Origin of the sequence: Bacteroides sp. AM41-16, assembly GCF_003603495.1 — a bacterium.
GTDB lineage: Bacteria > Bacteroidota > Bacteroidia > Bacteroidales > Bacteroidaceae > Bacteroides > Bacteroides uniformis.
This window is the reverse complement of the sequence record NZ_QTNE01000020.1, coordinates 56,283-80,141: the sequence shown is the minus strand read 5'-3', so window position 1 is coordinate 80,141 and position 23,859 is coordinate 56,283. Positions and strand designations below refer to the sequence as shown.

Below are 23,859 nucleotides of genomic sequence, written 5' to 3'. Positions count from 1 at the left end.
TTTGTTCGGGGCTGAGTCTCTGTATGAATCAAAAGAAGAAATAATATGAATGAAGTGGAAAAAATGCGTAGCTCCCAGTTGGCGGATATGTCCGTTCCGGAGATACAGGTGAAGTTCAAGCATGCCAAGCGCTTGCTGGCAAAAATGCGTGTGATGAGTACTTACGATGAGGATTACCGGAGCTTGCTGGAGGAGCTGGTACCGGGCATTCCCGCCACGTCCGTCATCTGTCCACCGTTCCATTGCGACCATGGGGATGGTATCCGGCTGGGTGAACATGTCTTTGTCAATGCCAATTGCACTTTCCTGGACGGGGGATATATCACGATTGGTGCCCATACGTTGGTCGGTCCATGCGTACAGATATACACTCCCCATCATCCGATGGATTATATCGAGCGTCGTACGGAAAAGGAATATGCCTATCCGGTGACGATAGGAGAGGATTGCTGGATTGGCGGCGGTGCCATTTTGTGTCCAGGCGTCACCATCGGCGACCGTTGTATCATCGGTGCGGGTAGTGTGGTGACGAAAGATATTCCATCCGATAGCATAGCCGTTGGCAATCCGGCAAAGGTTATCCGGAAAAATGAGGCAAAAAAGTGAACGTACTAAATGCTTGAAAAACAGAGTGTGTCGCTAAATGACTAAAAAAATATCGAAAAATATTATGCAAAAGTTTTGGTAATGTCAAAATAAGCTGTACCTTTGCATCGCTTTTGAAACGGAAGTGTACGGGCGTTTAGCTCAGCTGGTTCAGAGCATCTGCCTTACAAGCAGAGGGTCGGCGGTTCGAATCCGTCAACGCCCACACAAAATCCAAGCACTTTCGTTCATCAAAAGGGCGTTTAGCTCAGCTGGTTCAGAGCATCTGCCTTACAAGCAGAGGGTCGGCGGTTCGAATCCGTCAACGCCCACTGGAAATTTTCATTCGAAGGTGGTCTTGCAAGCGATTGTAAGGCCATTTTTTTATCCATTAACTTCCTTTTCTTAAAATCTTTATTCTTTATGTCTTGTTACTCAGAAAAAAGCAGTAATTTTGCAGTCCGATAATTATCATCATAAATACGACGTATGAAACTTGATTTACTTACCGCAATCTCTCCGATTGACGGTCGATACAGAGGCAAAACAGATGTTTTGGCTGCCTATTTTTCAGAATTTGCACTGATTAAATACCGTGTACAAGTTGAAGTAGAATACTTTATCACGCTGTGTGAGCTGCCTTTGCCGCAGCTGAAAGGGGTGGATAAGGGTGTTTTCGAAACCTTGAGAAACATTTACCGTAACTTTTCCGAAGCCGACGCGCAACGCATTAAGGACATTGAGAGCGTGACGAACCATGATGTGAAGGCTGTGGAGTATTTCTTGAAAGAAGAGTTTGACAAGTTGGGTGGTATGGACGACTATAAGGAGTTCATCCATTTTGGCCTGACTTCACAAGATATCAACAATACGTCTGTTCCTTTGTCTGTAAAGGAGGCGTTGGAGCAGGTGTACTATCCTCAAATAGAGGAACTGATAGCGCAGCTCCGTGCTTATGCGGAAGAGTGGGCCGCTATCCCCATGCTTGCCAAGACACACGGACAACCGGCTTCGCCTACCCGTTTGGGCAAGGAGGTAATGGTGTTTGTCTACCGTCTGGAACGCCAGTTGGCAACGCTGAAGGCTTGTCCGGTGACAGCAAAGTTCGGTGGCGCTACGGGTAATTACAATGCCCATCATGTGGCTTATCCGGAATATGACTGGAAGGCATTCGGCAATAAGTTCGTTTCCGAAAAGCTTGGCTTGGAACGCGAGGAGTATACTACCCAGATATCCAATTACGATAATCTGTCTGCCATCTTTGATGCCATGAAGCGCATCAATACGGTGATGATTGATATGAACCGTGACTTCTGGCAATATATCTCTATGGAATATTTCAAGCAGAAGATTAAAGCCGGTGAGGTGGGCTCCAGCGCGATGCCGCACAAGGTGAACCCGATTGACTTTGAAAATGCGGAAGGAAACCTGGGCATGGCGAATGCTATTCTTGAGCACTTGGCGGTAAAACTGCCGGTTTCCCGTTTGCAGCGTGACTTGACGGACTCTACCGTGCTCCGCAATGTGGGTATGCCGTTTGGGCATATCATTATTGCCATACAAAGTTCTTTGAAGGGTTTGCGTAAGTTGCTGTTGAACGAACCGGCCATCTACCGTGACCTGGACAATTGCTGGAGCGTGGTGGCCGAGGCTATCCAGACCATTCTGCGCCGCGAGGCCTATCCGCATCCTTATGAAGCGTTGAAAGCGTTGACCCGTACCAATCAGGCCATTACGGAAGCGTCTATCAAGGAATTTATAGAGGGACTGAATGTAAGTGAAGAGATAAAGAAAGAATTGCGGGTGATTACCCCCCATACTTATACGGGAATTTAAGCAACCACAGAAGTGTACCGGAGGAATTTCAACTTTTTACTCCGGCAATTGTTATAGAAACATATAAAATTCAAGGTATAATAGAGACAATGAATGGCCGTGAGGCCAAGGTTTAATTTTATTCGAATAAAAAACAATGAGTACAGAAAACGAAACTTGGCGTGATGCTTCTTCCGCAGAGGAGAACTCAGGTGCCGGCCGCGATGGTAACCAATTTAACAAGGAAGGTGGCTACAGCCGTCCGTCTTACAACCGTGATAATGGCGACCGTCCTTATCGCCCCAGATTTAACAGTGAAAACGGGGACCGCCCGCAGCGTCCTTATAACAGTGACCGCCCTTATCGCCCGCGCTTTAATCCTGGTGCGGACAATGGTGACCGTCCGCAGCGTCCTCGTTACAATAACGATAATGGCGACCGTCCCTATCGTCCGCGCTATAACAGCGAAGGCGGCGACCGTCCGCAACGCCCTTATGGAAACAATTCGGGTGACCGTCCTTACCGTCCGCGCTATAACAGCGAAGGTGGCGACCGTCCGCAACGCCCTTATAATAGTGACCGTCCGCAGCGCCCGCGTTATGGCAATGAGGGTGGTGACCGTCCGCAACGTCCTTATAACGGCGACCGCTCCTACAACAGCGACCGTTCTTATAATACGGACCGTCCCTATCGTCCGCGCTATAACAGCGAAGATGGCGACCGTCCGCAGCGTCCTCGCTACAATAATGAGGGTGGTGACCGTCCTTATCGTCCACGCTTCAATTCGGGTGGTGGAAGACCTGGCGGATACGGCAACAGAGACAGCTATAGCCGTCCAGTCCGTCGTTCGGCCGATTATGACCCCAATGCTAAGTACAGCAAGAAGAAACAGATAGAATATAAGGAGCAGTTTGTGGACCCGAACGAGCCTATCCGCTTGAACAAATTCCTGGCCAATGCCGGTGTTTGCTCCCGTCGCGAGGCTGATGAATTCATCACTGCCGGAGTCGTTTCTGTAAACGGAGAGGTGGTGACGGAATTGGGAACCAAGATTAAGCGCGGTGATGAAGTGAAGTTCCACGACCAGACGGTCAGCATAGAACGTAAGATTTACGTACTGCTGAACAAGCCGAAGGATACTGTGACTACTTCGGATGACCCCCAAGCACGTCGCACGGTGATGGATTTGGTGAAGGGCGCATGCGACGAACGTATTTATCCGGTAGGTCGTCTGGACCGTAATACTACAGGTGTGTTGCTGCTGACAAACGATGGTGACCTGGCTTCCAAGCTGACGCATCCCAAGTATCTGAAGAAGAAGATATATCATGTGCATTTGGACAAGAACCTGACAAAAGCCGATATGGAGCAGATTGCAGCCGGTATTCAACTGGATGACGGGGAAATCCATGCAGATGCCATCAGCTATACGGATGACTTCAAGAAAGATGATGTCGGTATTGAAATCCACTCCGGCAAGAATCGTATCGTGCGTCGTATCTTCGAATCGCTGGGATACAAGGTGATGAAACTGGACCGTGTGTATTTTGCCGGTTTAACCAAGAAAGGCCTGCGCCGCGGCGAATGGCGTTACCTCACGGAACAAGAGGTGAACTTCCTGCGCATGGGTTCTTTTGAGTAATATATAATAAGGTATAATAACTGTTTTATGGAAAAGATTAGTAGAACAAAGATTGTTGACCTGCTGAAGCGTGAAGATTTTGGCGCTATGGTCAACGTGAAGGGCTGGGTTCGTACCCGCAGAGGTAGTAAGCAAGTAAACTTTATCGCGCTGAATGACGGTTCTACAATAAATAATGTGCAGATTGTAGTAGACTTGGGTAACTTCGATGAGGAGATGCTGAAAGAGATTACTACCGGTGCTTGTTTGAGCGTAAACGGTGTGCTGACGGAATCTGTCGGTTCCGGTCAGAAGGCCGAAGTGCAGGCCCGCGAAATCGAAGTGCTGGGAACTTGCGATAACACGTATCCGTTGCAGAAGAAAGGTCATTCCATGGAGTTCCTCCGTGAGATAGCCCATCTGCGTCCCCGTACCAATACGTTCGGGGCTGTGTTCCGTATTCGTCATAATATGGCGATTGCCATCCACAAGTTCTTCCATGACAGAGGATTCTTCTATTTTCATACTCCGATTATCACGGCTTCCGACTGCGAAGGCGCAGGCCAGATGTTCCAGGTGACTACGAAGAACCTTTACGACTTGAAGAAAGATGAGAACGGTTCCATTATTTACGATGATGACTTCTTCGGAAAGCAGGCCAGCCTGACTGTTTCCGGACAGTTGGAAGGCGAACTTGCCGCTACTGCATTGGGAGCCATCTATACATTCGGTCCTACGTTCCGTGCCGAGAATTCCAATACTCCCCGCCACTTGGCAGAGTTCTGGATGATTGAGCCGGAAGTGGCGTTCAATGATATTACGGACAATATGGACCTGGCGGAAGATTTCATCAAATATTGTGTACAGTGGGCTTTGGACAACTGTGCCGACGATGTGAAGTTCCTCAATGACATGTTTGATAAGGGCTTGATTGAACGTCTGCAAGGTGTCTTGAAAGAAAGCTTCGTGCGCCTGCCTTATACGGAAGGTATCAAGATATTGGAAGAGGCTGTTGCCAAAGGGCATAAGTTTGAATTCCCGGTGTACTGGGGAGTTGACTTGGCTTCCGAACACGAGCGCTATCTGGTGGAAGACCACTTCAAGCGTCCGGTTATCCTGACTGACTATCCGAAGGAAATCAAAGCGTTCTATATGAAGCAGAACGAAGACGGCAAGACCGTGCGTGCCATGGATGTACTCTTCCCGAAGATTGGAGAAATCATTGGCGGTTCCGAACGTGAATCGGATTACAACAAGCTGATGACGCGCATTGACGAACTTCACATCCCGATGAAGGATATGTGGTGGTATCTCGATACCCGTAAGTTCGGTACATGTCCCCACTCCGGGTTCGGTTTAGGCTTTGAGCGCTTGCTGCTGTTCGTTACGGGCATGACGAATATCCGTGATGTCATACCGTTTCCGCGTACGCCGCGCAACGCCGAGTTCTAAGTTTCGGAATATACAAACTGGATAAAATCATCCGCACAAACATTCTGTTGTTTGTGCGGTTTTTTTATACCCAAAAATGTTGTAATCTCAAAATAAATCTTTATATTTGTGTCTAGCGGAACGACATAACGTTAACCAACATCATACGAATATGAAACGGAACTATTTCTTTACCATGCTGGCAGCGGTGCTGCTTGCGGTAGCGGGAGCCAATGCGCAGGAGAGCGCAGAGTTTAGGCCTGCGGAACTGGCAGGAATTTGGCAGTTATGTCATTATGTGTCCGAAATCCCGGATGTTCCCGGGATATTGAAACCGAGTAATACCTTTAAAGTGCTGAGTGATGACGGCCGCATTGTCAACTTTACAATGATTCCTGGCAAGGATGCCATCATCACGGGGTATGGGACTTATCAGCAGCTGACGGATAATTCCTATAAGGAAAGTATTGAGAAAAACATCCATCTGCCCATGTTGGACCACAAAGACAATATATTGGAGTTTGAAATAGGGGACGACGGGGTAATGTACCTGAAGTATTTTATAGCTAAGGACTTGAATGGGAATGAACTGAATACATGGTTCCATGAAACATGGAAGCGGGTGGGCATGCCCGCGAAATTCCCCGAGGACCTTGTTCGTTGATATTTCTTTCTCTTTCCCGTTTCTTTCTCAATGCAGCTTTGAAGGTCTTCTATGACGGCATTGGCCGATGAAGGCCGCATCATAAAGAGTTGTTCTAGCGGAGATTCTTTCGTTTCTCCGCAGGATAACTTTGTCTGTTGTATATCAGCCAAGTGGCTCTCTAAAAAAAAGTGGAAAACTTTTGCCAGTTCTAAGAAAAACCGTACCTTTGCAAGCCGATTATTATCTCAAAAGGATAAGCATTTAATTCATAGCGAGTTAATCTTCCATTGTCCGGGATGACTGGCTTGCGGTGAAGAAAAACATTTTAGTAGTAACATTTTAAAAAACAATTAAGAGTGGATACTTTAAGTTACAAGACCATTTCTGCAAACAAAGCTACAGTGACTAAAGAATGGGTCATTGTTGACGCTACAGACCAGGTATTGGGTCGTCTGGGCGCAAAAGTTGCGAAACTGTTGAGAGGAAAGTATAAACCTAACTTTACCCCTCACGTAGATTGTGGCGATAATGTGATCATTATCAACGCCGACAAAGTAAAATTAACCGGTAACAAGTGGAATGACAAGGTATATCTGTCATATACAGGTTATCCCGGCGGCCAGAGAGAAATCACTCCTGCCCGTTTGCAGGCAAAACCGAACGGTGATGACAAGTTACTGAGAAAAGTAGTAAAGGGTATGTTGCCTAAGAACAAGTTGGGCGCAAAATTGCTGGGCAATATGTATGTATATGCCGGCAGCGAGCACAAACACGATGCTCAGAACCCGAAAATGATTGATATTAACGTACTTAAATAAGAGATAATGGAAGTAGTAAATGCATTAGGCAGACGTAAAAGTGCAATTGCACGTATTTTCGTAAGCGAAGGTACTGGAAAGATTACTATTAATAAGAGAGACCTCGCAGAGTACTTTCCATCAAGCATTCTTCAGTATGTAGTTAAACAGCCGTTGAATAAGCTGGGTGTTGCTGAAAAGTACGACATCAAAGTTAATCTCTGCGGTGGCGGTTTCACCGGCCAGTCTCAGGCTTTGCGTTTGGCAATTGCCCGCGCACTGGTGAAAATCAATGCTGAGGACAAGGCTGCTCTCCGTTCTGAAGGTTTCATGACTCGTGATCCTCGTTCTGTTGAACGTAAGAAACCGGGACAACCGAAAGCACGTCGTAGATTCCAGTTCAGTAAACGTTAAGAGTTGGAGAACGGTTGGGGCGGACAAGTTGCTTAATTCTCGACTTTCACCTCTCAACTCTCAACTGAAAAAGCGTTTAGTATCTAAACTACCGGGACTCTTCAGATTCAGACTACCCGGCGGTTGGTTTAGAAGAAACAAAAAAGAAAGTAAACGATTAATTTAAAAGAAAATGTCTAGAACAAATTTTGATACATTATTAGAAGCCGGTTGCCACTTCGGTCACTTGAAAAGAAAGTGGAACCCTGCAATGGCTCCTTACATCTTCATGGAGCGCAATGGTATTCACATCATTGACCTCAACAAGACGGTTGCTAAAATTGACGAAGCTGCTGAAGCTTTGAAGCAAATCGCTAAATCAGGAAAGAAAGTCCTGTTTGTTGCTACTAAAAAACAAGCTAAGCAGGTGGTTGCCGATAAGGCTGCATCTGTAAATATGCCTTATGTAATCGAGCGTTGGCCGGGTGGTATGTTGACTAACTTCCCGACTATCCGTAAGGCTGTCAAGAAGATGGCTACCATCGACAAGTTGACAAGCGACGGTACCTATTCAAACCTCTCCAAGAGAGAAATTCTTCAGATTTCACGTCAACGTGCAAAGTTGGACAAGACTTTGGGCTCTATCGCTGACTTGACTCGTCTGCCGTCTGCTCTGTTCGTTATCGACGTAATGAAGGAAAACATCGCAGTTCGTGAAGCTAACCGTCTGGGTATTCCCGTATTCGGTATCGTTGATACAAACTCCGATCCTACGAATATCGATTTCGTAATCCCGGCAAATGATGACGCTACTAAGTCAGTAGAAGTTATTCTTGATGCTTGCTGCGCTGCTATGCAGGAAGGTCTGGAAGAACGTAAGGCCGAAAAGGTAGACATGGAAGCTGCCGGTGAAGCTCCTGCCAACAAAGGCAAGAAGAAAGCTACAAAAGCAAGACTCGACAAGTCCGACGAGGAAGCAATCAATGCCGCTAAGGCTGCTGCTTTCATGAAGGAAGAAGAGGCTTAATCATACTGTTGAGAGTTGAGAATTGAAAGTTGAGAGTTACTTTACGGCAATTCTCAATTCTCTATTCTCAACTCTCAATTACTTTATAAGGATATTATTAACAATTAAAATAAAAAGATATTATGGCTGTAAGTATGGCTGATATAACCAAGCTCCGCAAGATGACCGGTGCTGGTATGATGGATTGCAAAAATGCTTTGACTGAAGCTGAAGGCGATTTCGACAAGGCAATGGAAATTATCCGTAAGAAGGGACAAGCTGTTGCAGCTAAGCGTTCAGACCGCGAGGCTTCTGAAGGCTGTGTGCTGGCTAAGACTACGGGTGACTTTGCCGTTATCATCGCTTTGAAGTGCGAAACTGACTTCGTGGCTCAGAATGTTGATTTCGTGAAACTGACTCAGGATATTCTGGACCTTGCCGTAGCTAACAAGTGCAAGACTCTGGACGAAGTAAAAGCTCTGCCGATGGGCAACGGTACTGTACAGGATGCTGTAACAGACCGTAGCGGTATCACTGGCGAGAAGATGGAGCTGGATGGTTACATGACTGTAGAAGGCGCAAGCACTGTGGTTTATAACCACATGAACAGAAATGGCCTCTGCACTATTGTTGCTTTCAACAAGGCTGTTGAAGAAGGACTGGCTAAGCAGATTGCCATGCAGATTGCTGCCATGAACCCGATTGCAGTAGACGAAGATGGCGTATCTGAAGAAATCAAGCAGAAGGAAATAGATGTTGCTATCGAGAAGACAAAAGCTGAACAGGTACAGAAGGCTGTTGAGGCTGCTTTGAAGAAGGCTGGTATCAACCCGGCTCACGTGGACAGCGAAGACCACATGGAAAGCAACATGGCCAAGGGCTGGATTACTGCTGAAGACGTGGCAAAGGCAAAGGAAATCATTGCTACTGTTTCTGCCGAGAAAGCTGCACATCTGCCTGAACAAATGATTCAGAATATTGCTAAGGGCCGTCTTGGCAAGTTCTTGAAAGAAGTTTGCTTGCTGAACCAGGAAGACATCATGGACGGCAAGAAGACAGTTAGAGAAGTCTTGAAAGAAGCTGATCCAGAATTGAAGGTTGTTGACTTCAAACGTTTTACTTTGCGCGCTGAATAATTCCGCTTAGAAACGATTCTATAAAAAGAAGTGGCCGTATATGGAGTTGAATTCCTAAACGGTCACTTTTTTATGCCTCTACAGTTGCAGTGAGACGGATGATGCGTTTATCCCACGGGCTTGGTTTGCGTGTATCCTTCTGCCTTCAGGAGGTCGATGACACGTTGTTTGAAGTCGCCTTGCACGATGATTTCTCCATCTTTGGCACTTCCGCCTACTCCACATTTACTTTTCAGCAATTTGCCCAGTTCTTTCAGATTATTGTCGGTGCCCACGAAACCTGTGACAAGAGTGACGACTTTGCCACCCCGGTTCTTGCGGTCCAGCTGTACACGCAGGCGTTGTTGTGCAGGGGGGAGGGTAGCTTGCTCCTCATCGTCATTCATCTCATAGTTGTAGTCCGGGTTGGTGGAATAGACTATATTCAACCGTTCTTTCCAATCATTATTCTTCATACTTCTTTCTTTTAAACTTCCCAAAAGTACGATATTATGTGGAATTATGCAATTAGAAATTATGTTAAGCTTTTGTTGCATCCGTGTTACTGATTAGAAAAAAAGCACTACTTTTGCCAATCGCAATATTGAGAACTTAAATAAGAAACTATGAGCAGTCCGTTACAGAAAAAAGAAACCATGAAGGTGCCGGAACCTACCTTGCGCCGGCTTCCGTGGTACCTTTCCAATGTAAAGTTGCTGAAACAAAAGGGGGAACGATTCGTATCATCCACCCAGATTTCCAAGGAAATCAATATTGATGCTTCACAAATTGCCAAAGACCTTTCGTATGTCAATATCTCGGGACGTACGCGTGTAGGCTATGAGGTGGACACACTGATAGCTGTGCTGGAGGATTTCCTGGGATTTACCAATATACACAAAGCCTTTCTGTTCGGTGTCGGAAGCTTGGGAGGTGCCTTGCTGCGCGACTCGGGTCTGAGCCATTTCGGTTTGGAGATAGTAGCTGCTTTCGATGTGAAGCCCGAACTGGTGGGTACGACACTGAGCGGCATCCCCATCTATCACTCGGACAAGTTCAAGCAGAAGATGCAGGAGTACGATGTCAATATAGGCGTGCTGACGGTACCTATCGAAATAGCCCAGCAGATAACGGATTCCATGGTAGAGGGCGGTATCAAGGCCGTATGGAACTTCACCCCGTTCCGTATCCGTGTTCCCGAGAACATTGTCGTGCAGAACACTTCCCTTTATGCCCATCTGGCCGTGATGTTTAACAGACTGAACTTTAATGAGATCAAGTAATGAAGATTATTGCTGTAGGAATGAACTATGCTCTGCACAACAAGGAGCTGGGACATACACACGAGAATAAGGAACCGGTTATTTTCTTGAAACCCGATTCGGCTATACTGAAAGATGGCAAACCTTTCTTTATCCCCGACTTTTCCAACGAGGTGCATTATGAGACGGAAGTAGTTGTGCGTATCTGTCGGCTGGGCAAGAACATTGCACCCCGCTTTGCGCACCGCTATTATGATGCAGTGACGGTAGGCATTGATTTCACTGCGCGTGACCTGCAACGTAAGTTCCGTGAAGCCGGTAATCCGTGGGAACTCTGCAAAGGTTTCGACAATTCGGCAGCCATCGGCACCTTCATCCCGTTGGAGCAGGCGGGTGGAGACGTGCAAAATCTGGACTTCCATCTGACGATTGATGATAAGGAGGTGCAACGCGGTCATACAGCGGACATGCTGTTCCGGGTAGATGAAATCATTGCTTATGTCAGCCGCTTCATGACCTTGAAAATCGGTGATTTGCTGTTTACGGGTACACCTGCGGGAGTAGGCCCTGTCAGCATCGGACAGCACTTGCAGGGCTATCTTGGAGAGGAGAAAGTGCTCGACTTCCATATCCGCTGATTATCTTCGTCTTGTTTTTTCTTGTTACCTCGCTTTTTTTCCGTACTTTCGTATCAACTTAAAGAAGTAATGATATGAAGATACGTGTAGGTTTCGGCTTTGACGTCCACCAGCTGGTGGCAGGACGCGAGCTTTGGCTAGGCGGCATTCGCTTGGGACATGAAAAGGGATTGTTGGGGCATTCGGATGCGGATGTGCTCATTCATACTATCTGTGACGCATTGCTGGGTGCGGCGAATATGCGCGACATCGGCTATCATTTTCCCGATACTGCCGGTGAGTTCAAGAACATAGACAGCAAGATTCTGCTGAGAAAAACAATAGAACTGATAGCTACCAAAGGTTATTCGGTGAGCAACATTGATGCCACCGTCTGTGCCGAACGTCCTAAGCTGAAAGCACATATTCCCGAAATGCAGCGCACGCTTGCCACTGTGATGGGCATAGACGAGGACGACATCTCCATCAAGGCCACTACCACGGAGAAACTCGGCTTTACGGGCAGAGAAGAAGGTATATCTGCCTATGCCACTGTGCTGATAGTGAAAGAATAATACTATGCTGAAATGATACCGACTAATTTTAATCATCCACTTATATGAAGAAAATCTCCTTGACCTTTTGTCTGGCACTTTTATCCTCCTTGTTCTGCCCGGCACAAGTATCGCCTTTACAGTTCAACAAGAATGGAGAGTTTAAAATCGTCCAGTTTACAGACATCCACTTTAAGTATGGTAATCCGGCTTCAGACATTGCTTTGAAGCGTATTGGCGAGGTGCTCGATGCTGAGCGCCCCGATTTAGTAGTCTTTACCGGCGATGTGGTCTATGCCGCACCTGCCGATACGGCCATGCGCAAGGTGCTTTCCTATGCTACGGACCGTAAGATTCCTTTTGTCGTAACCTTTGGTAACCACGACAACGAGCAGGGAAAAACACGTGCCGAACTTTATGATGTTATCCGTTCCATGCCTTTCAATATCCAACCCGACCGTGGCGGAGTTGAATCCCCCGACTATGTCCTCACACTGAAATCCTCGGACGGCAAGAAGGATGCAGCCCTGCTTTACTGTCTGGATTCCCATTCCTACTCCAAACTACCCGACGTAAAGGGGTACGACTGGCTCACTTTCGACCAGGTGAACTGGTACCGTCGGCAGAGTGCCGCTTATAAAGCAAAGAACGGTGGCCAACCTTTGCCTGCACTGGCATTCTTCCACATCCCTCTGCCGGAATATAACGAAGCCGCTTCCGACGAGAACGCCATACTGATAGGTACCCGCATGGAAAAGGCTTGCGCTCCGGAACTGAATACGGGCATGTTCACTGCCATGAAAGAGGCCGGTGATGTGATGGGTATGTTTGTCGGACACGACCATGACAACGATTATGCCGTAATGTGGAAAGGCATTCTGCTGGCTTACGGCCGTTTCACCGGTGGCAATACCGAGTACAACCATTTGTCCAACGGTGCCCGTGTCATTGTGATGAAGGAAGGTGCCCGTACTTTCACCACCTGGATTCGTCTGAAAGGTGGCGAAATCATTGATAAGACGGTCTACCCCGACAGCTATATGAAGGACGATTGGCGTAAGCGTCCGTTGGTGACGGAATAAGGGTGAACTTAAAAAGAACGATATGGACAAGATAAGAACTGGATTAGCCGCTTACGGAATGTCGGGACGTGTTTTCCATGCTCCCTTCATCTCCACCAACCCTCATTTTGAATTGATTGCCGTTACGGAGCGCAGTAAGGAACTCTCCCGGGAAAAGTATCCCGACGCTTGTATTGTGCGGAGTTTTGGGGAACTTATCGGACTGGAAGGGTTGGATTTGGTTGTCATCAACACACCGGACAGCACTCATTATGAGTATGCCCGCCGCGCCCTCGAAGCTGGCAAGCATGTGGTTGTGGAGAAGCCTTTCACTACCACCGTGGCAGAAGCTGAGGAGCTGGTGGCACTTGCCGCAAGCCGGGGGCTGACCTTGAGCGTTTACCAGAATCGCCGGTGGGACGGCGATTTTCTGACGGTCAAGGAAATACTGTCCAAAGGCCTGCTGGGACATCTGGTGGAGTTTGAATCCACCTTCCCCCGTTATCGTAATTTTATCAAGCCGAATACTTGGAAGGAAACCGGACAAGATGGCGGTGGCTTGACCTATAACCTGGGCGCCCACGTCATAGACCAGGCTGTGCAGCTGTTCGGTATGCCCGAAGCCGTCTTTGCAGATATTGCCACGTTGCGCAAGGACAGCAAGGTAGACGACTACTTCATCATTCATTTGCTACGCCCCTCAAAGGCACCCGAAGTAAAGATAACGCTGAAATCCAGCTATCTGATGTGTGCGAGCGAACCCCGTTTCGTCCTCCACGGCAGGGAAGGTTCTTACGTGAAATATGGTTTCGACCCTCAGGAAGCCGCCTTGAACGAAGGCGTATTGCCCGTCACTCCGCACTGGGGCGAGGAGGACAAATCCTCTTGGGGGATACTTCATACGGAAAAGGGCGGTAGAATCGTGCATGAACCTTATCCAAGCCTTCCCGGTGATTATGCAGCTTTTTACGAGAATATCTATCGGCATATTTGTCACGGCGAACCTTTGCAGAGCGATGCCCGCGAGGTGGTCGGAGTCATCCGCTTGATAGAGGCAGGCTGGGAAAGCAGCCGTATGCAGCGTGTGGTTCGTATCTGATAGAAAATCTTTTACCCGGTAGGGATGTGCAGCTTCACATGTGTCAACCGGGTGTATTTCGTACTTCCTATTATATAGGTACGCGCGATGCGTGCCGATGCTATCTCCATCAGTTCCCCTACCTGGTAGGCATGTTCCACGGCGGGCAGCTGGCATGATTTCTGGCTTGCCGTGCGTGCATTCAGCCGGATGCTGACGAAGTTGCCGATGGAGTCTTTCAGCTTCAGCACCTGGCGCACATAGAAATAAGGAGTGGTCCCTTTGAGCTGCGTCTTGTAGGGGTTGTCCTCCAGTCGCACGCTGAGCACCGTCAGCGTCAGGTTCTCCACTTTTTCGCTTTCTTTCCCCAGAAAACGTCCGCCGGTGGTCTGGTACGTTTTTCTCCGTTGTATGTCGAGATGGACCGAATGGTAAATCTTGGCAATCTGTACAAAACGTTCCTGCTTGGGGATGCGTGGTTGGAATTTGAAAGCTATCCACGTAAGATAGGCAGGGTCTATACGGAGGATTTCGTGCAGGAAGTGTCCGTGGTATTTGCCTACGGAGATGATGTCGTCCCCTTTGCTCTGCATTCTTTTGGCATTGTACTCCACAAGCAGCAGGCTGCGCGGCGAGTAGAAACATAGTGTGCTTGCCATCCGTAGCGTTTCGTGAATGTCGGTGGAAAGGTCGCAAATGTAGAAGATGGACTGTCTTCCGGGCAGTGGAGAGTAAATCCATAAAGTATATTGGAGATGCTCCGGTCGGGGCAGTACGACAAGATAGGCGCCCACTTCCTTATAAGAGGCTCTCCCTTGATTGTATGCATTCAGCTTACTATACAATAAGTCTTGTTCAGTCTGCAGTATGCCGGGTATGATTGGATTTGCCATAACTCGGAATAATTTATTCCAAATATACCTTTTTGGAATGAAAAAAGCAAGGGAAAGCCAGGAAATATCAGAAGCGTACCATCAATTCCAATACCACCTTGTCTTGTTCCGACTCTTTCGCTATGCTGTTTTTGGCATAGAAGTATTTCTCGTAGTTCAGCCGGAGGTCTGTGCGGAATGCCTTGCTGAGGCTGAAGGTGATGCCGCCCGTCAGGCGTTGGCGTTTGTAGTCGGTCACTGTCAATCTGCCGGTTTCCTCATCGGCGGTTTTGGCGTCGCTCTGGTCGGTCATCATGTCGTAGCGTAGCAGGAAAGACATCTTGTTGAATACTTTTCGTAGAGGCAGGTCGTAGTTGATGAAGGTGTTGACGGCGTGTACATCTTTGAAAGCGTTGTCGGAATATTGCTTGTACAAGTATTCGCCTTCGATATGGAAACGGCCGGTTTCGTAGTAAGTGCCGATGTCATAGGACTGCATGCGTACTTCTTCCGGTTGGATACTCTGCACGCTTAGTGTCAGGTTCAGTCCTTTGGTGAAGAGAAACTGGGCTTTGGCGGAGTAGTTCACTTCCTTGTGCCATTCTTTCTGGTTGGTCAGTCCGGAACCGTTGAAAAGTCCTCCTTCCACGGTGATAGGTACATCGGTAGGCAGGGTATATCCTACTGTGAATCCCACGTCCCGTACATTGCCCACTTGCTTGGCGATGAACGAGCGGTTGGGAAAGTATTGCTGGTGCGGCGAGCGGTGGGCGTCGATGGTGAAGGGGACGCGCATTTGTCCGGCGGTGACTGTCAGTCCTTTTGTCGGGAAAAGCCGGGCGTAGGCATCCAGCATCTTGATTTGGCCTTCGTCGGAGAGGTCTATCTCGGCTTTGTAGGCTACGCTGGGCAATACGTTGCCCGTCACGCTGACGCGGGCATTGCGTACTTCGAAACGTCCTGCACCCATGGTGGTCTGATATTCGTATTTGGCGCGGATGGTTCCGTGGACTTCCGGCAGGTAGTCTTTGGTTTCCATCTTCTCCTTTTCAATCTTTTTTCCGTCCTCGTTGATGGAGGGCGTTTGGGCAATTGCGGCCAACGGCAGCAGGGCAATCAGTACTGTCAATGCACTTTTTTTCATAATCTGTTGTTGTCGAATGATTTGTCGGCGACAAAGTTCGGACATACGTGTTGTGTTTTTGTGTCATATATGTTGCATTGTTGTTACAAAAAACTGTTGGAGGGAAGAACTGCGATGGGTGCCGTTTTAATCTTTTTATGGCTTGATTTAGTTTCTTGTTTTTATTAAAACGTTGGTTGTTAGGATTGTATGTGCACTGCCACAAATGTTTCAGTCTGAAATATCAATGAAATATTCTTATCTTTGAAGGAAATATCAAGAACGTTTGTTTTAGAACCCTGATGCTTATGAAAAGACAGTTGTTTTTAGCAGGAATAAGTTTGATACTGGGCGGCATGCCGATGCTCGCCCAAGATATATCTCCGGTGAATTCCGTTTCTTACGAATGGAAGAGCGTACCGATAGTGGGAGGAGGCTTTGTGGACGGTATCGTTTTTCACCCGGAAGCTTCTGGTGTCCGTTATTGCCGCACCGATATGGGAGGAGCCTACCGGTGGGACGCTGCTTCCAACCAGTGGACGCCCTTGCTGGACTGGATAAGTCTGGATGAAAGCAATCTGCAGGGGGTGGAGAGCATTGCCATCGACCCGAAGAATCCGCAGAACGTGTATATTGCCTGTGGTACGTATACCAGTAGCTCTAATGGGGCCATACTTTGTTCTTATGATGGCGGTAGAACCTTTGCCCGTGTCGATGTGCCCTTTACGATGGGCGGCAACGAGAACGGGCGTGGTAATGGGGAACGGATGATGGTAGACCCGCAGAATGGGAATATCATTTATATGGGGACCCGTTTGCATGGTTTGTGGCGCAGTACGGATAAGGGGCGGAGCTGGGCACGGGTGGTGTCTTTCCCGGATGTCTCCGAGAAGTTTAATCCCGCCGACCGTGCCGCATGGGGGAATCGCGGCAGTGGCATCGTCTGCGTTGCCTATGATGCACAAGGCACCCGCGATGGGCGTGGTACCCGTGACATTTATGTGGCGGCTTCATTGATGGGAAGGAAAAATCTGTTCGTGAGCCACGACTATGGTGAAAGCTGGCGGCCGGTCGGGGGGCAGCCGGTGCAGTATCGCCCCACGCATATGGTCTTGACCGGTGACGGGCAATTGGTCCTGACGTATGGAGATACTCCCGGTCCAAGCCAGATGGGGGATGGAGGCGTATGGAAATACGATACCCGTAAAGGCAAATGGACAGACATTTCTCCCGTCAGACTGTCAGATGGCGAAAAGGCAGGATTTGGCTATGCAGCCGTATCTGTAGATTCTCGTAATCCGAAGCATCTGATTGCCAGTACACACAGTCTAGGGGGCAAGCACGGTTATAAAAGTGATGAGATGTTCCGTACAACTGACGGTGGCAAGAGCTGGAAACCGATTTTCAAGACGGGATATGAGTATGATTATTCTAAGGCTCCCTATACAAAAGTAGCCCCTCTGCACTGGATGTTCGATATTGAGATAGATCCTGCCGACGCTGAACATGCCATGTTTACCACCGGTTTCGGCGGTTGGGAAACTTTCAACCTCTCTGCCGTGGAACGTGGGGAACCGGTGAAATGGAGTATCATGTCTGCCGGTATCGAAGAGACCGTGCCTCTCGAACTCTATGCTCCCGAAAAAGGGGCGCGTCTGATTTCCGGTATCGGTGATTATGGTGGCTTTACGCATTTCGACCTCAATCGTCCCGATTCGTTGGGCAGCCATGCCAATCCTCATTTCGGAAATACGAATGGAGTGACGGGTGCCTGGCTGAAGCAGGATTTGATAGTCAGGGTTGGTACACTGTTCGGCCATCAGCCGGGTGCAAAGACCATTTCATATTCAGAAGATGGGGGCAGGCACTGGACTATGTGTGCCACCGTTCCGACGGAAAAGTCTCGTAATGGGCATATCGCCGTGGCAGCAGACGGCTCTTCTTGGATTTGGACACCCGACCGCTCGGAGGCTTATCTGACCCGTGATAAGGGGGCTTCTTGGCAATCTTGCCGTGGTTTGCCTAAGAATATCCGCGTCATTGCAGACAAGGTGAACCCCCAACGTTTTTATGCTGTAGATGCTGTGGCCGAAATATTGTATAGCAGCGAGGATGGTGGGGCGACTTTTCATGCCGACACATTGAATTTAACTGTTAAACGGTTCCAACGGGGTAATGCCGGTGCCGCCGTACGAAGAGGAGATCCGCGTGGAGGACAAGACCGTATCTACGCTACTCCCGGTCATGAAAAAGATTTGTGGATTGCAGCTTATGATGGTTTGTACCGCTCTGCTGCTTCAGAAAAATTTGATTTCCGTGCTTTGGATAAGGTACGTACCATCTATGCTTTTGGTTTCGGCAAGGCAAAGCCAGGCAATGATTATCCTGCCATCTATCTGATAGGCGTAGTCAACGGGCAATACGGTTTCTTCCGTTCTGACGATGCGGCGAACTCTTGGGTACGTATCAACGATGATGCCCATCAATATGGCCTGGTATTGCATATCTGCGGTGACATGCAGGAATATGGGTGGGTTTATATAGGGACACATGGTCGGGGAATTGTGACGGGAGTACCTGCGTCATAACTTTTCCATGTAGTCTTCATAACATCTCTGTATCTACTTCTCGTCCAGTCCGTACATCTTCCGCCTCTATAGGAGCGGAGATGATACGGACTTTTAGTCTTTTATAATAGCTGTATAGGAACTTACTTTATTTAAGCAAAATATTATTCGTTCATTAATATTTTATATATTTGCATTTTAATCTTCCCATCATTTCTTAATAAATGTTGGCTAATGTTTTATGATGGCATTGCATAACCTTAAATGAAAACCTAATGGTACATTTATATAGATATATCATTTTAATAATAAGTCTTTGCACTACCCAAATGGTTTCCGCATACGGATTGAGATTTCGTGGCGCAGCCAGCCCTATCGACGAAAGGACATCCTATGATGTGTTTGCCCACAGTTGTCCCTCTTTCAAAGACTACTTTGACTTGGAGTTCAACATGGCTCTGTATTCTACCGAGAGTGTCGGCTATGTATTGCGGGTTAAGGGAGCTGACGAAGGACAGATTTTCAATCTTTTCTTTGATTTTCGTGGCGATGACATCTTGTTCCGTCTGAACCAGGAGGGGAAGTGTGTGTTGATAGCCTTGCCTGTCAGTAAGGCGGAGGCGATGAAATCCCATTGGTTCAAGGTGAAGATAGCTTTCAACCTGAAGCAGGATGAGATTACTCTCAAAATTCACGATCAAGAAAAGGTATGTAAGGGGGTGTTGCTCTCTGATGAGTTCAGTCCGAAAATCGTGTTCGGTAAGAGCGACCACATCATTGACGTTCCGGAGATAGCTGTTGACAAGCTGGTTGTGAATGCCGAGCATACTTACACATTTTCCTTGGATGAGGCGGACGGAGAATCTGTCTGTAACCAAGAGGGTACTCTTTATGGAAAAGTGGAGAACCCGATATGGCTGATTAACGAGGCCTATCACTGGAGGAAAGAGGGTGGCTTTGCGTCGGCTTCGGAAGCTGGTTCTTGCTACAATGCCGACAGAAACGAGATTTATTATTTCAACCGTGATTCGTTGTTCGTCTACAATATGGAGACGGGAAGCACTTCTGCCAAGGCTTTTGCCGAACGGTGTCCTGTGAAGCTGTTTCTTGCCGGCAGTTTCTTCGATAGTGACAGTGAAAGGCTCTATGCCTACGAGGTGTATACCGAGAATGGAGATTCAGAGCCTATGATAGCGAGTTTGGACTTGCATACGTTGGGCTGGAGGGTGGAGAGTTACAGTCGGCTGAGTATGCAATTGCATCATCACTGTTCCTATTATGATGCAGTTCGCAAACGTTACACCATCTTCGGCGGCTTCGGCAATATGTACTACAGCAATAAATTCTATATGTTCAATGCAGAGGAGGGACGTTGGAATACGCTGGGTTCTCTGTCCGGCGATTTTCTTTGTCCGCGCTATTTCTCTTCGGCCGGTTATCTGGACAGTAATCATTCTGTCTACATTTTCGGGGGCATGGGCAATGAGTCGGGCGACCAGGTGATAGGTCGTCGTTATTTTCACGATTTTTATAAGGTGGATTTGCAAGAAATGCGTGTGCAGAAGCTTTGGGACATTTCAGAAGGACAGCCTAATATGGTTCCGGCGCAGGATATGGTTATACTGAATGACTCTTGTTTCTATGTCTTGCGTTATCCCGAGAGTGTCTCCAACTCGTTTTTGCATCTTTACCGTTTTTCTGTAGAAGATGGCAGTTGTCATATATTGGGTGATTCCATTCCCATTTACTCCGACAAAATCACGACGAACGCTCGTCTTTATTACAACGAGCGTCAAAGCAGGCTTTTTGTGACCGTGCAAGAAACAAGCGACGACGTGTCTTCCAAATTTTCTGTCTACTCACTGTTGTTTCCACCGGTTTCTCTTGAAAAATATACAGCAAATAACGGTGGAGGAAATGCTTCACATGTGTGGCTGGTACTGGTAGCCGCGGTTGTGGCTGTAGCTGGCGGAAGCGTGTGGATAGTGTACAAGCGGCATCGAAACTCCGGCAAGGGCGAGGATGGCAAAGCTGTGCGACAGGACAAGGAACAACTTCCTGAAGCCTCTGATGTAAAGGTGGAGAAGATGGCAGTGGATACGGGAACTGTCAATTCGATGTATTTATTCGGTGATTTCTCCGTTTTCGACCGGAACGGACGCAATATCTCCTATATGTTTTCCTTGCGTATCAAGCAGATATTCTGTCTCATTTTGCGTTATAGCGATGCCGACGGAATTTCTTCCAAGCAACTGAGCGATTTGATATGGCCCGACAAGCCAAAGGACAAAGTGAAAAACTCGCGTGGAGTAGCCATCAATCACCTGCGCAAAATTCTAAAAGAATTGGATGGCATAGAACTGGTTTACGAAAAAGGATGTTTCCGTTTCACGCTGTCCTCCGATTTTTATTGCGACTATTTGCGTTTTATGGCGATAGTTGCCGAAAACCGGATAGAGGAGTGCCGACAAGAGTTCTTGTATATCGTAGGGCGTGGCAAGTTTGTCGGCTTTATGGACGGTCCGTTGTTCGACGGTTTTAAGCAAGATGTGGAGTGCCGCTTGGAAGTGCTTGTCTTGCAGTTGATGAAGGAGGCTTTCGAGGCGCAGGATTATGCGGAAACTGTGAGTTTGGCCGAAGCGGAATTCAATATCGACCCGGTGAACGAGACAGCCTTGTCTTGTTGCCTCAAGTCGCTTTTCATACTCAAGCATGAGAATGCCGCTATTGGCACTTACCAGAAATTTGTGGCAGAATACAAAAAATATACGGGGGAGGATTATCCTCATCCTTTCAGTCTTTACTGGAGTTAGTTCCCCGGCACGTTGCATCCGGTGCTTTCAGTCTTCTCTCTTTTTATTCTTCGGTCTGCCTCTTTCAGCTTGTCCGATGGCTCTTGTTCTGTCTGATAAATGTTTACAAAGCAAAAAGCTTTTGACTTCAGTCGCATATTCAGGATACCTCAGTCTTATACTTAGGTACCCTCAGTCGTATACTTAGGGTATCTTAGTCGTATACTGAGATAAAACTATTATAAAGCCTCTGATAATTAGCGTTTTAAAAATTAAGGTTCCGGCGTTGATAAAAGAGGACAAATGGACTGTTGGAAATGGGGGGGGTAGTAGAACCGTGCGATAATTGTTTGATTCACGTTTCCCCTTTCGATACTTGAAGAGTCAAGTGCAGTCTGTCCTTTCTTTTATGGGTTAAAATAGCTCGGATTAATGTTTTTTTTTGTCCCATTATACGCAAATTAACCCTAAAATTAACCCATGCAAAATCAAATTTGTGGTCGAGGGGGCGGTTTACAATGCCCTGAGGCTGATGTGGGCGATTGGCATCGGCTCCTTTGTTATATTAACTTCTAATAATAATTAAACTATGAAACAGGCAAAAAAGCTAAAAGTCTTCGGACTGATGACCATGCTTATAAGTATGGTGTTCATGGTAAGCTCCTGCTCGGATGATGACACGGGCGGAGGGGCTTTATCTTATGGAAAAGTGACGGGTGTCGTCACAGACGATTTATCTTCTCCCCTTGAAGGGGTAACGGTCTTGGTCGATGGTTCCGGTATAACGGCTACACCGGACGGTCCTCAAGCCACGACAAATTCACAGGGTGTATATACACTCGAAAACATTTCAATAGGTACACATATAATTACATTTACGAAAGCCGATTACCAGACGGTAAGCGTTACCGTTGTGGCAGGAAAATTCAACGAAGAACAAGTAGCCGAAGTCAGCCCTAAGATGGAGTATGCAGCTGCAAAAATCAAAGGAAAAGTGACCGATGCAGGAAAGGGAAGTGCTCCGTTGGAAGGGGTGACAGTCAGCATCAGCTCTACACAGACTACCACCACCGGAAGCGACGGTACGTTTGAAATTGGCAATTTGCCGCTGGCGGACTATACCGTTACATTTACGAAAGATGGTTATGCTTCTATCGTGAAGAAAGTGGTTATGGCCGACTTTGTGGATGGCATTGCTACTACAGACGTGCGTATGGGGGGAACGGAAATCCTGCGCGGACTGACCATCGACGACTTGAAAGCTGCCGAAAAATGGTATTATAACGAATACCGCGGTGGACGGAACGCCGAAAGCTATCCCCATTGGGACTGGGCTTGCAATTACATGTGTACGATGGATTTCCGTGGCGACTGGGAAGAGCAGAACGAAGGTACCACTCTCCGCATTCGCAACAGTGAAGACGACCGCAAGAACCCCGCCGACTTGGAGATGTTCGATTCCTTTGTATTCGGAAGCAAGCTGATTACAGAAGACAACTACATGATGACCCTCCAGATTCGTACGCACAGTGCCGACGAAGCTGCTCCGGCATACTATGGCGTGCAGGTGGTAGACCTGACTGCTGCCGATCCGAAGGCTGAGATGGTGGGCGACGTCAGAACCTATGCCTCGGAAAATTACACTTCTGTTCCGGTAGACTTGAGCAAATACATCGGTAAGGAAGTAATCATTGCCATCGGTACATTCCGCGCCCAGACAGGCGACTACTGGAAGCAATTGGTATTGCGTCGCATCGCTTTTGCCAAGGAAGTTGTTGAAGGATGGGGATGGTTGCCGGGAACAGCAGTCGAAGAACTGGACGGCTGGAAGATGACTCAGGAAATGGTACGTTCTACCATGCCGCAAGTGAAGTCGCAGTTCACGGGTATGAGCCCCATCGGAGGAAGCCGCGATAACTATGTGGACGCTTATCGTGCATGGCGCGAGGTAGACCACGTTTGTGCCGAGTGGTCGTATATGCCGCTCAGCAAAGACCCTGAGGTATTCCCTTCCGAAGGTTATCTGATAAAGACACGTGGTGGAAACAATGTGAGCACAACCGTGCCCGAATCCTATTTCTATGCCAAGTTCTCCATTGCATCCGGACGCAACAAGATGACATTGAAGACCCGCAATTTCAGCGGAACGAATGCCACCTTCTTCAAGGTGACAGCCATCCGCATGGATGGAACTCTCATGCACTTGGCACCTGCCTCCAATACGGCCCAGTTTGCCGAGGCTGCCGCCGACGGTTGCTGGAAGTTTATCCATGAGGCAGGAGGAAAGGGAGATCCGGAAGGATATGCCGATTTTGTTTACGATTTGTCTCAGTTCAACGGAGAAGACGTGATGTTGACTATCGGTATCTTCAAAGGAGAAGAGAACGGCGACGAGAACAAGCTGGTGCTGCGTAGCATAACAATGGAATGACAAACTACTGATATTTAATTATTCTTGAAGCTTTCCCCTTACTTCTTTCTGCATCTTATGGAAGAAGGAGGAGGGGGAAGGCTGAAGAAACTA

Annotated in this window: 20 protein-coding genes and 2 tRNA genes; 19 read left to right on the top strand and 3 right to left on the bottom strand. The window is 47.7% G+C overall.

Annotated elements, in window-relative coordinates; all coding sequences use genetic code 11:
* The first annotated feature begins 45 nt into the window (after positions 1-45).
* From DW896_RS16300 to tsf, 11 genes are all read left to right on the top strand, one after another.
* On the top strand, positions 46-606 hold the full coding sequence (locus DW896_RS16300; RefSeq protein ID WP_009037825.1) for a sugar O-acetyltransferase: 561 nt from the start codon (positions 46-48) through the stop codon (positions 604-606).
* Positions 607-736: 130 nt separating this feature from the next.
* Positions 737-811: transfer RNA gene (locus DW896_RS16295), tRNA-Val, on the top strand.
* 31 nt (positions 812-842) lie between these two features.
* Positions 843-917 (top strand) — tRNA-Val (locus tag DW896_RS16290).
* 157 nt (positions 918-1,074) lie between these two features.
* On the top strand, positions 1,075-2,421 hold the full coding sequence (gene purB / locus DW896_RS16285) for an adenylosuccinate lyase (protein WP_009037826.1): 1,347 nt from the start codon (positions 1,075-1,077) through the stop codon (positions 2,419-2,421).
* Positions 2,422-2,557: 136 nt separating this feature from the next.
* Positions 2,558-4,042 carry a pseudouridine synthase gene (locus DW896_RS16280; RefSeq protein ID WP_008664272.1) on the top strand — a complete coding sequence of 495 codons (1,485 nt, stop codon included), beginning with the start codon at positions 2,558-2,560 and terminating at the stop codon, positions 4,040-4,042.
* A gap of 27 nt (positions 4,043-4,069) precedes the next feature.
* On the top strand, positions 4,070-5,473 hold the full coding sequence (gene asnS / locus DW896_RS16275; protein WP_005829597.1) for an asparagine--tRNA ligase: 1,404 nt from the start codon (positions 4,070-4,072) through the stop codon (positions 5,471-5,473).
* A gap of 151 nt (positions 5,474-5,624) precedes the next feature.
* A complete protein-coding gene (locus DW896_RS16270; RefSeq protein ID WP_005829599.1) occupies positions 5,625-6,116 on the top strand; it encodes a DUF4488 domain-containing protein in 492 nt (163 codons plus the stop codon).
* Between the two features lie 338 nt (positions 6,117-6,454).
* Entirely contained in the window at positions 6,455-6,916 is a 462-nt protein-coding gene (rplM, locus tag DW896_RS16265; RefSeq protein WP_005829602.1) for a 50S ribosomal protein L13, read from the top strand.
* A 6-nt stretch (positions 6,917-6,922) separates the two neighbouring features.
* Positions 6,923-7,309 (top strand): 30S ribosomal protein S9, encoded by a 387-nt coding sequence (gene rpsI / locus DW896_RS16260; protein ID WP_005829603.1) that lies wholly within the window; start codon positions 6,923-6,925, stop codon positions 7,307-7,309.
* Between the two features lie 172 nt (positions 7,310-7,481).
* Positions 7,482-8,315, top strand: coding sequence for a 30S ribosomal protein S2 (rpsB, locus tag DW896_RS16255; RefSeq protein ID WP_005829604.1), 834 nt, complete (start codon positions 7,482-7,484; stop codon positions 8,313-8,315).
* Between the two features lie 122 nt (positions 8,316-8,437).
* Positions 8,438-9,430 carry a translation elongation factor Ts gene (tsf, locus tag DW896_RS16250; RefSeq protein WP_009037828.1) on the top strand — a complete coding sequence of 331 codons (993 nt, stop codon included), beginning with the start codon at positions 8,438-8,440 and terminating at the stop codon, positions 9,428-9,430.
* A gap of 107 nt (positions 9,431-9,537) precedes the next feature.
* Here the strand turns inward: tsf and DW896_RS16245 are convergent, their stop codons facing one another.
* A complete protein-coding gene (locus DW896_RS16245; protein ID WP_005833443.1) occupies positions 9,538-9,885 on the bottom strand; it encodes a translation initiation factor in 348 nt (115 codons plus the stop codon).
* A 150-nt stretch (positions 9,886-10,035) separates the two neighbouring features.
* On the opposite strand from DW896_RS16245, the gene DW896_RS16240 reads away from it, so the two are divergent.
* From DW896_RS16240 to DW896_RS16220, 5 genes are all read left to right on the top strand, one after another.
* Complete coding sequence (locus tag DW896_RS16240; RefSeq protein ID WP_016274430.1) at positions 10,036-10,692, top strand: redox-sensing transcriptional repressor Rex; 657 nt, start codon at positions 10,036-10,038, stop codon at positions 10,690-10,692.
* Entirely contained in the window at positions 10,692-11,309 is a 618-nt protein-coding gene (locus tag DW896_RS16235; RefSeq protein WP_119993572.1) for a fumarylacetoacetate hydrolase family protein, read from the top strand. Before DW896_RS16240 ends, DW896_RS16235 begins: the two co-directional genes overlap by 1 nt.
* A 74-nt stretch (positions 11,310-11,383) precedes the next feature.
* Entirely contained in the window at positions 11,384-11,863 is a 480-nt protein-coding gene (gene ispF / locus DW896_RS16230; RefSeq protein ID WP_009037831.1) for a 2-C-methyl-D-erythritol 2,4-cyclodiphosphate synthase, read from the top strand.
* A 44-nt stretch (positions 11,864-11,907) separates the two neighbouring features.
* Positions 11,908-12,924 carry a metallophosphoesterase family protein gene (locus DW896_RS16225; RefSeq protein WP_009037832.1) on the top strand — a complete coding sequence of 339 codons (1,017 nt, stop codon included), beginning with the start codon at positions 11,908-11,910 and terminating at the stop codon, positions 12,922-12,924.
* A gap of 22 nt (positions 12,925-12,946) precedes the next feature.
* Positions 12,947-14,002 carry a Gfo/Idh/MocA family oxidoreductase gene (locus DW896_RS16220; RefSeq protein WP_009037833.1) on the top strand — a complete coding sequence of 352 codons (1,056 nt, stop codon included), beginning with the start codon at positions 12,947-12,949 and terminating at the stop codon, positions 14,000-14,002.
* A gap of 11 nt (positions 14,003-14,013) precedes the next feature.
* Here DW896_RS16220 and DW896_RS16215 read toward each other — a convergent pair whose 3' ends face one another.
* Entirely contained in the window at positions 14,014-14,874 is an 861-nt protein-coding gene (locus DW896_RS16215) for a hypothetical protein (RefSeq protein WP_009037834.1), read from the bottom strand.
* 67 nt (positions 14,875-14,941) lie between these two features.
* Complete coding sequence (locus DW896_RS16210; protein WP_034529478.1) at positions 14,942-15,997, bottom strand: porin; 1,056 nt, start codon at positions 15,995-15,997, stop codon at positions 14,942-14,944.
* A 287-nt stretch (positions 15,998-16,284) separates the two neighbouring features.
* On the opposite strand from DW896_RS16210, the gene DW896_RS16205 reads away from it, so the two are divergent.
* The 3 genes from DW896_RS16205 (at position 16,285) to DW896_RS16195 (ending at position 23,766) form a co-directional block, all read left to right on the top strand.
* Positions 16,285-18,564: an exo-alpha-sialidase gene (locus DW896_RS16205; RefSeq protein ID WP_227741041.1), complete on the top strand. Its 2,280-nt coding sequence runs from the start codon at positions 16,285-16,287 to the stop codon at positions 18,562-18,564.
* A 254-nt stretch (positions 18,565-18,818) separates the two neighbouring features.
* A complete protein-coding gene (locus DW896_RS16200; RefSeq protein ID WP_009037837.1) occupies positions 18,819-21,356 on the top strand; it encodes a hypothetical protein in 2,538 nt (845 codons plus the stop codon).
* A 568-nt stretch (positions 21,357-21,924) separates the two neighbouring features.
* Positions 21,925-23,766, top strand: a complete 1,842-nt coding sequence (locus DW896_RS16195; RefSeq protein ID WP_005829693.1) for a carboxypeptidase-like regulatory domain-containing protein — start codon at positions 21,925-21,927, stop codon at positions 23,764-23,766.
* Positions 23,767-23,859: the final 93 nt, after the last annotated feature.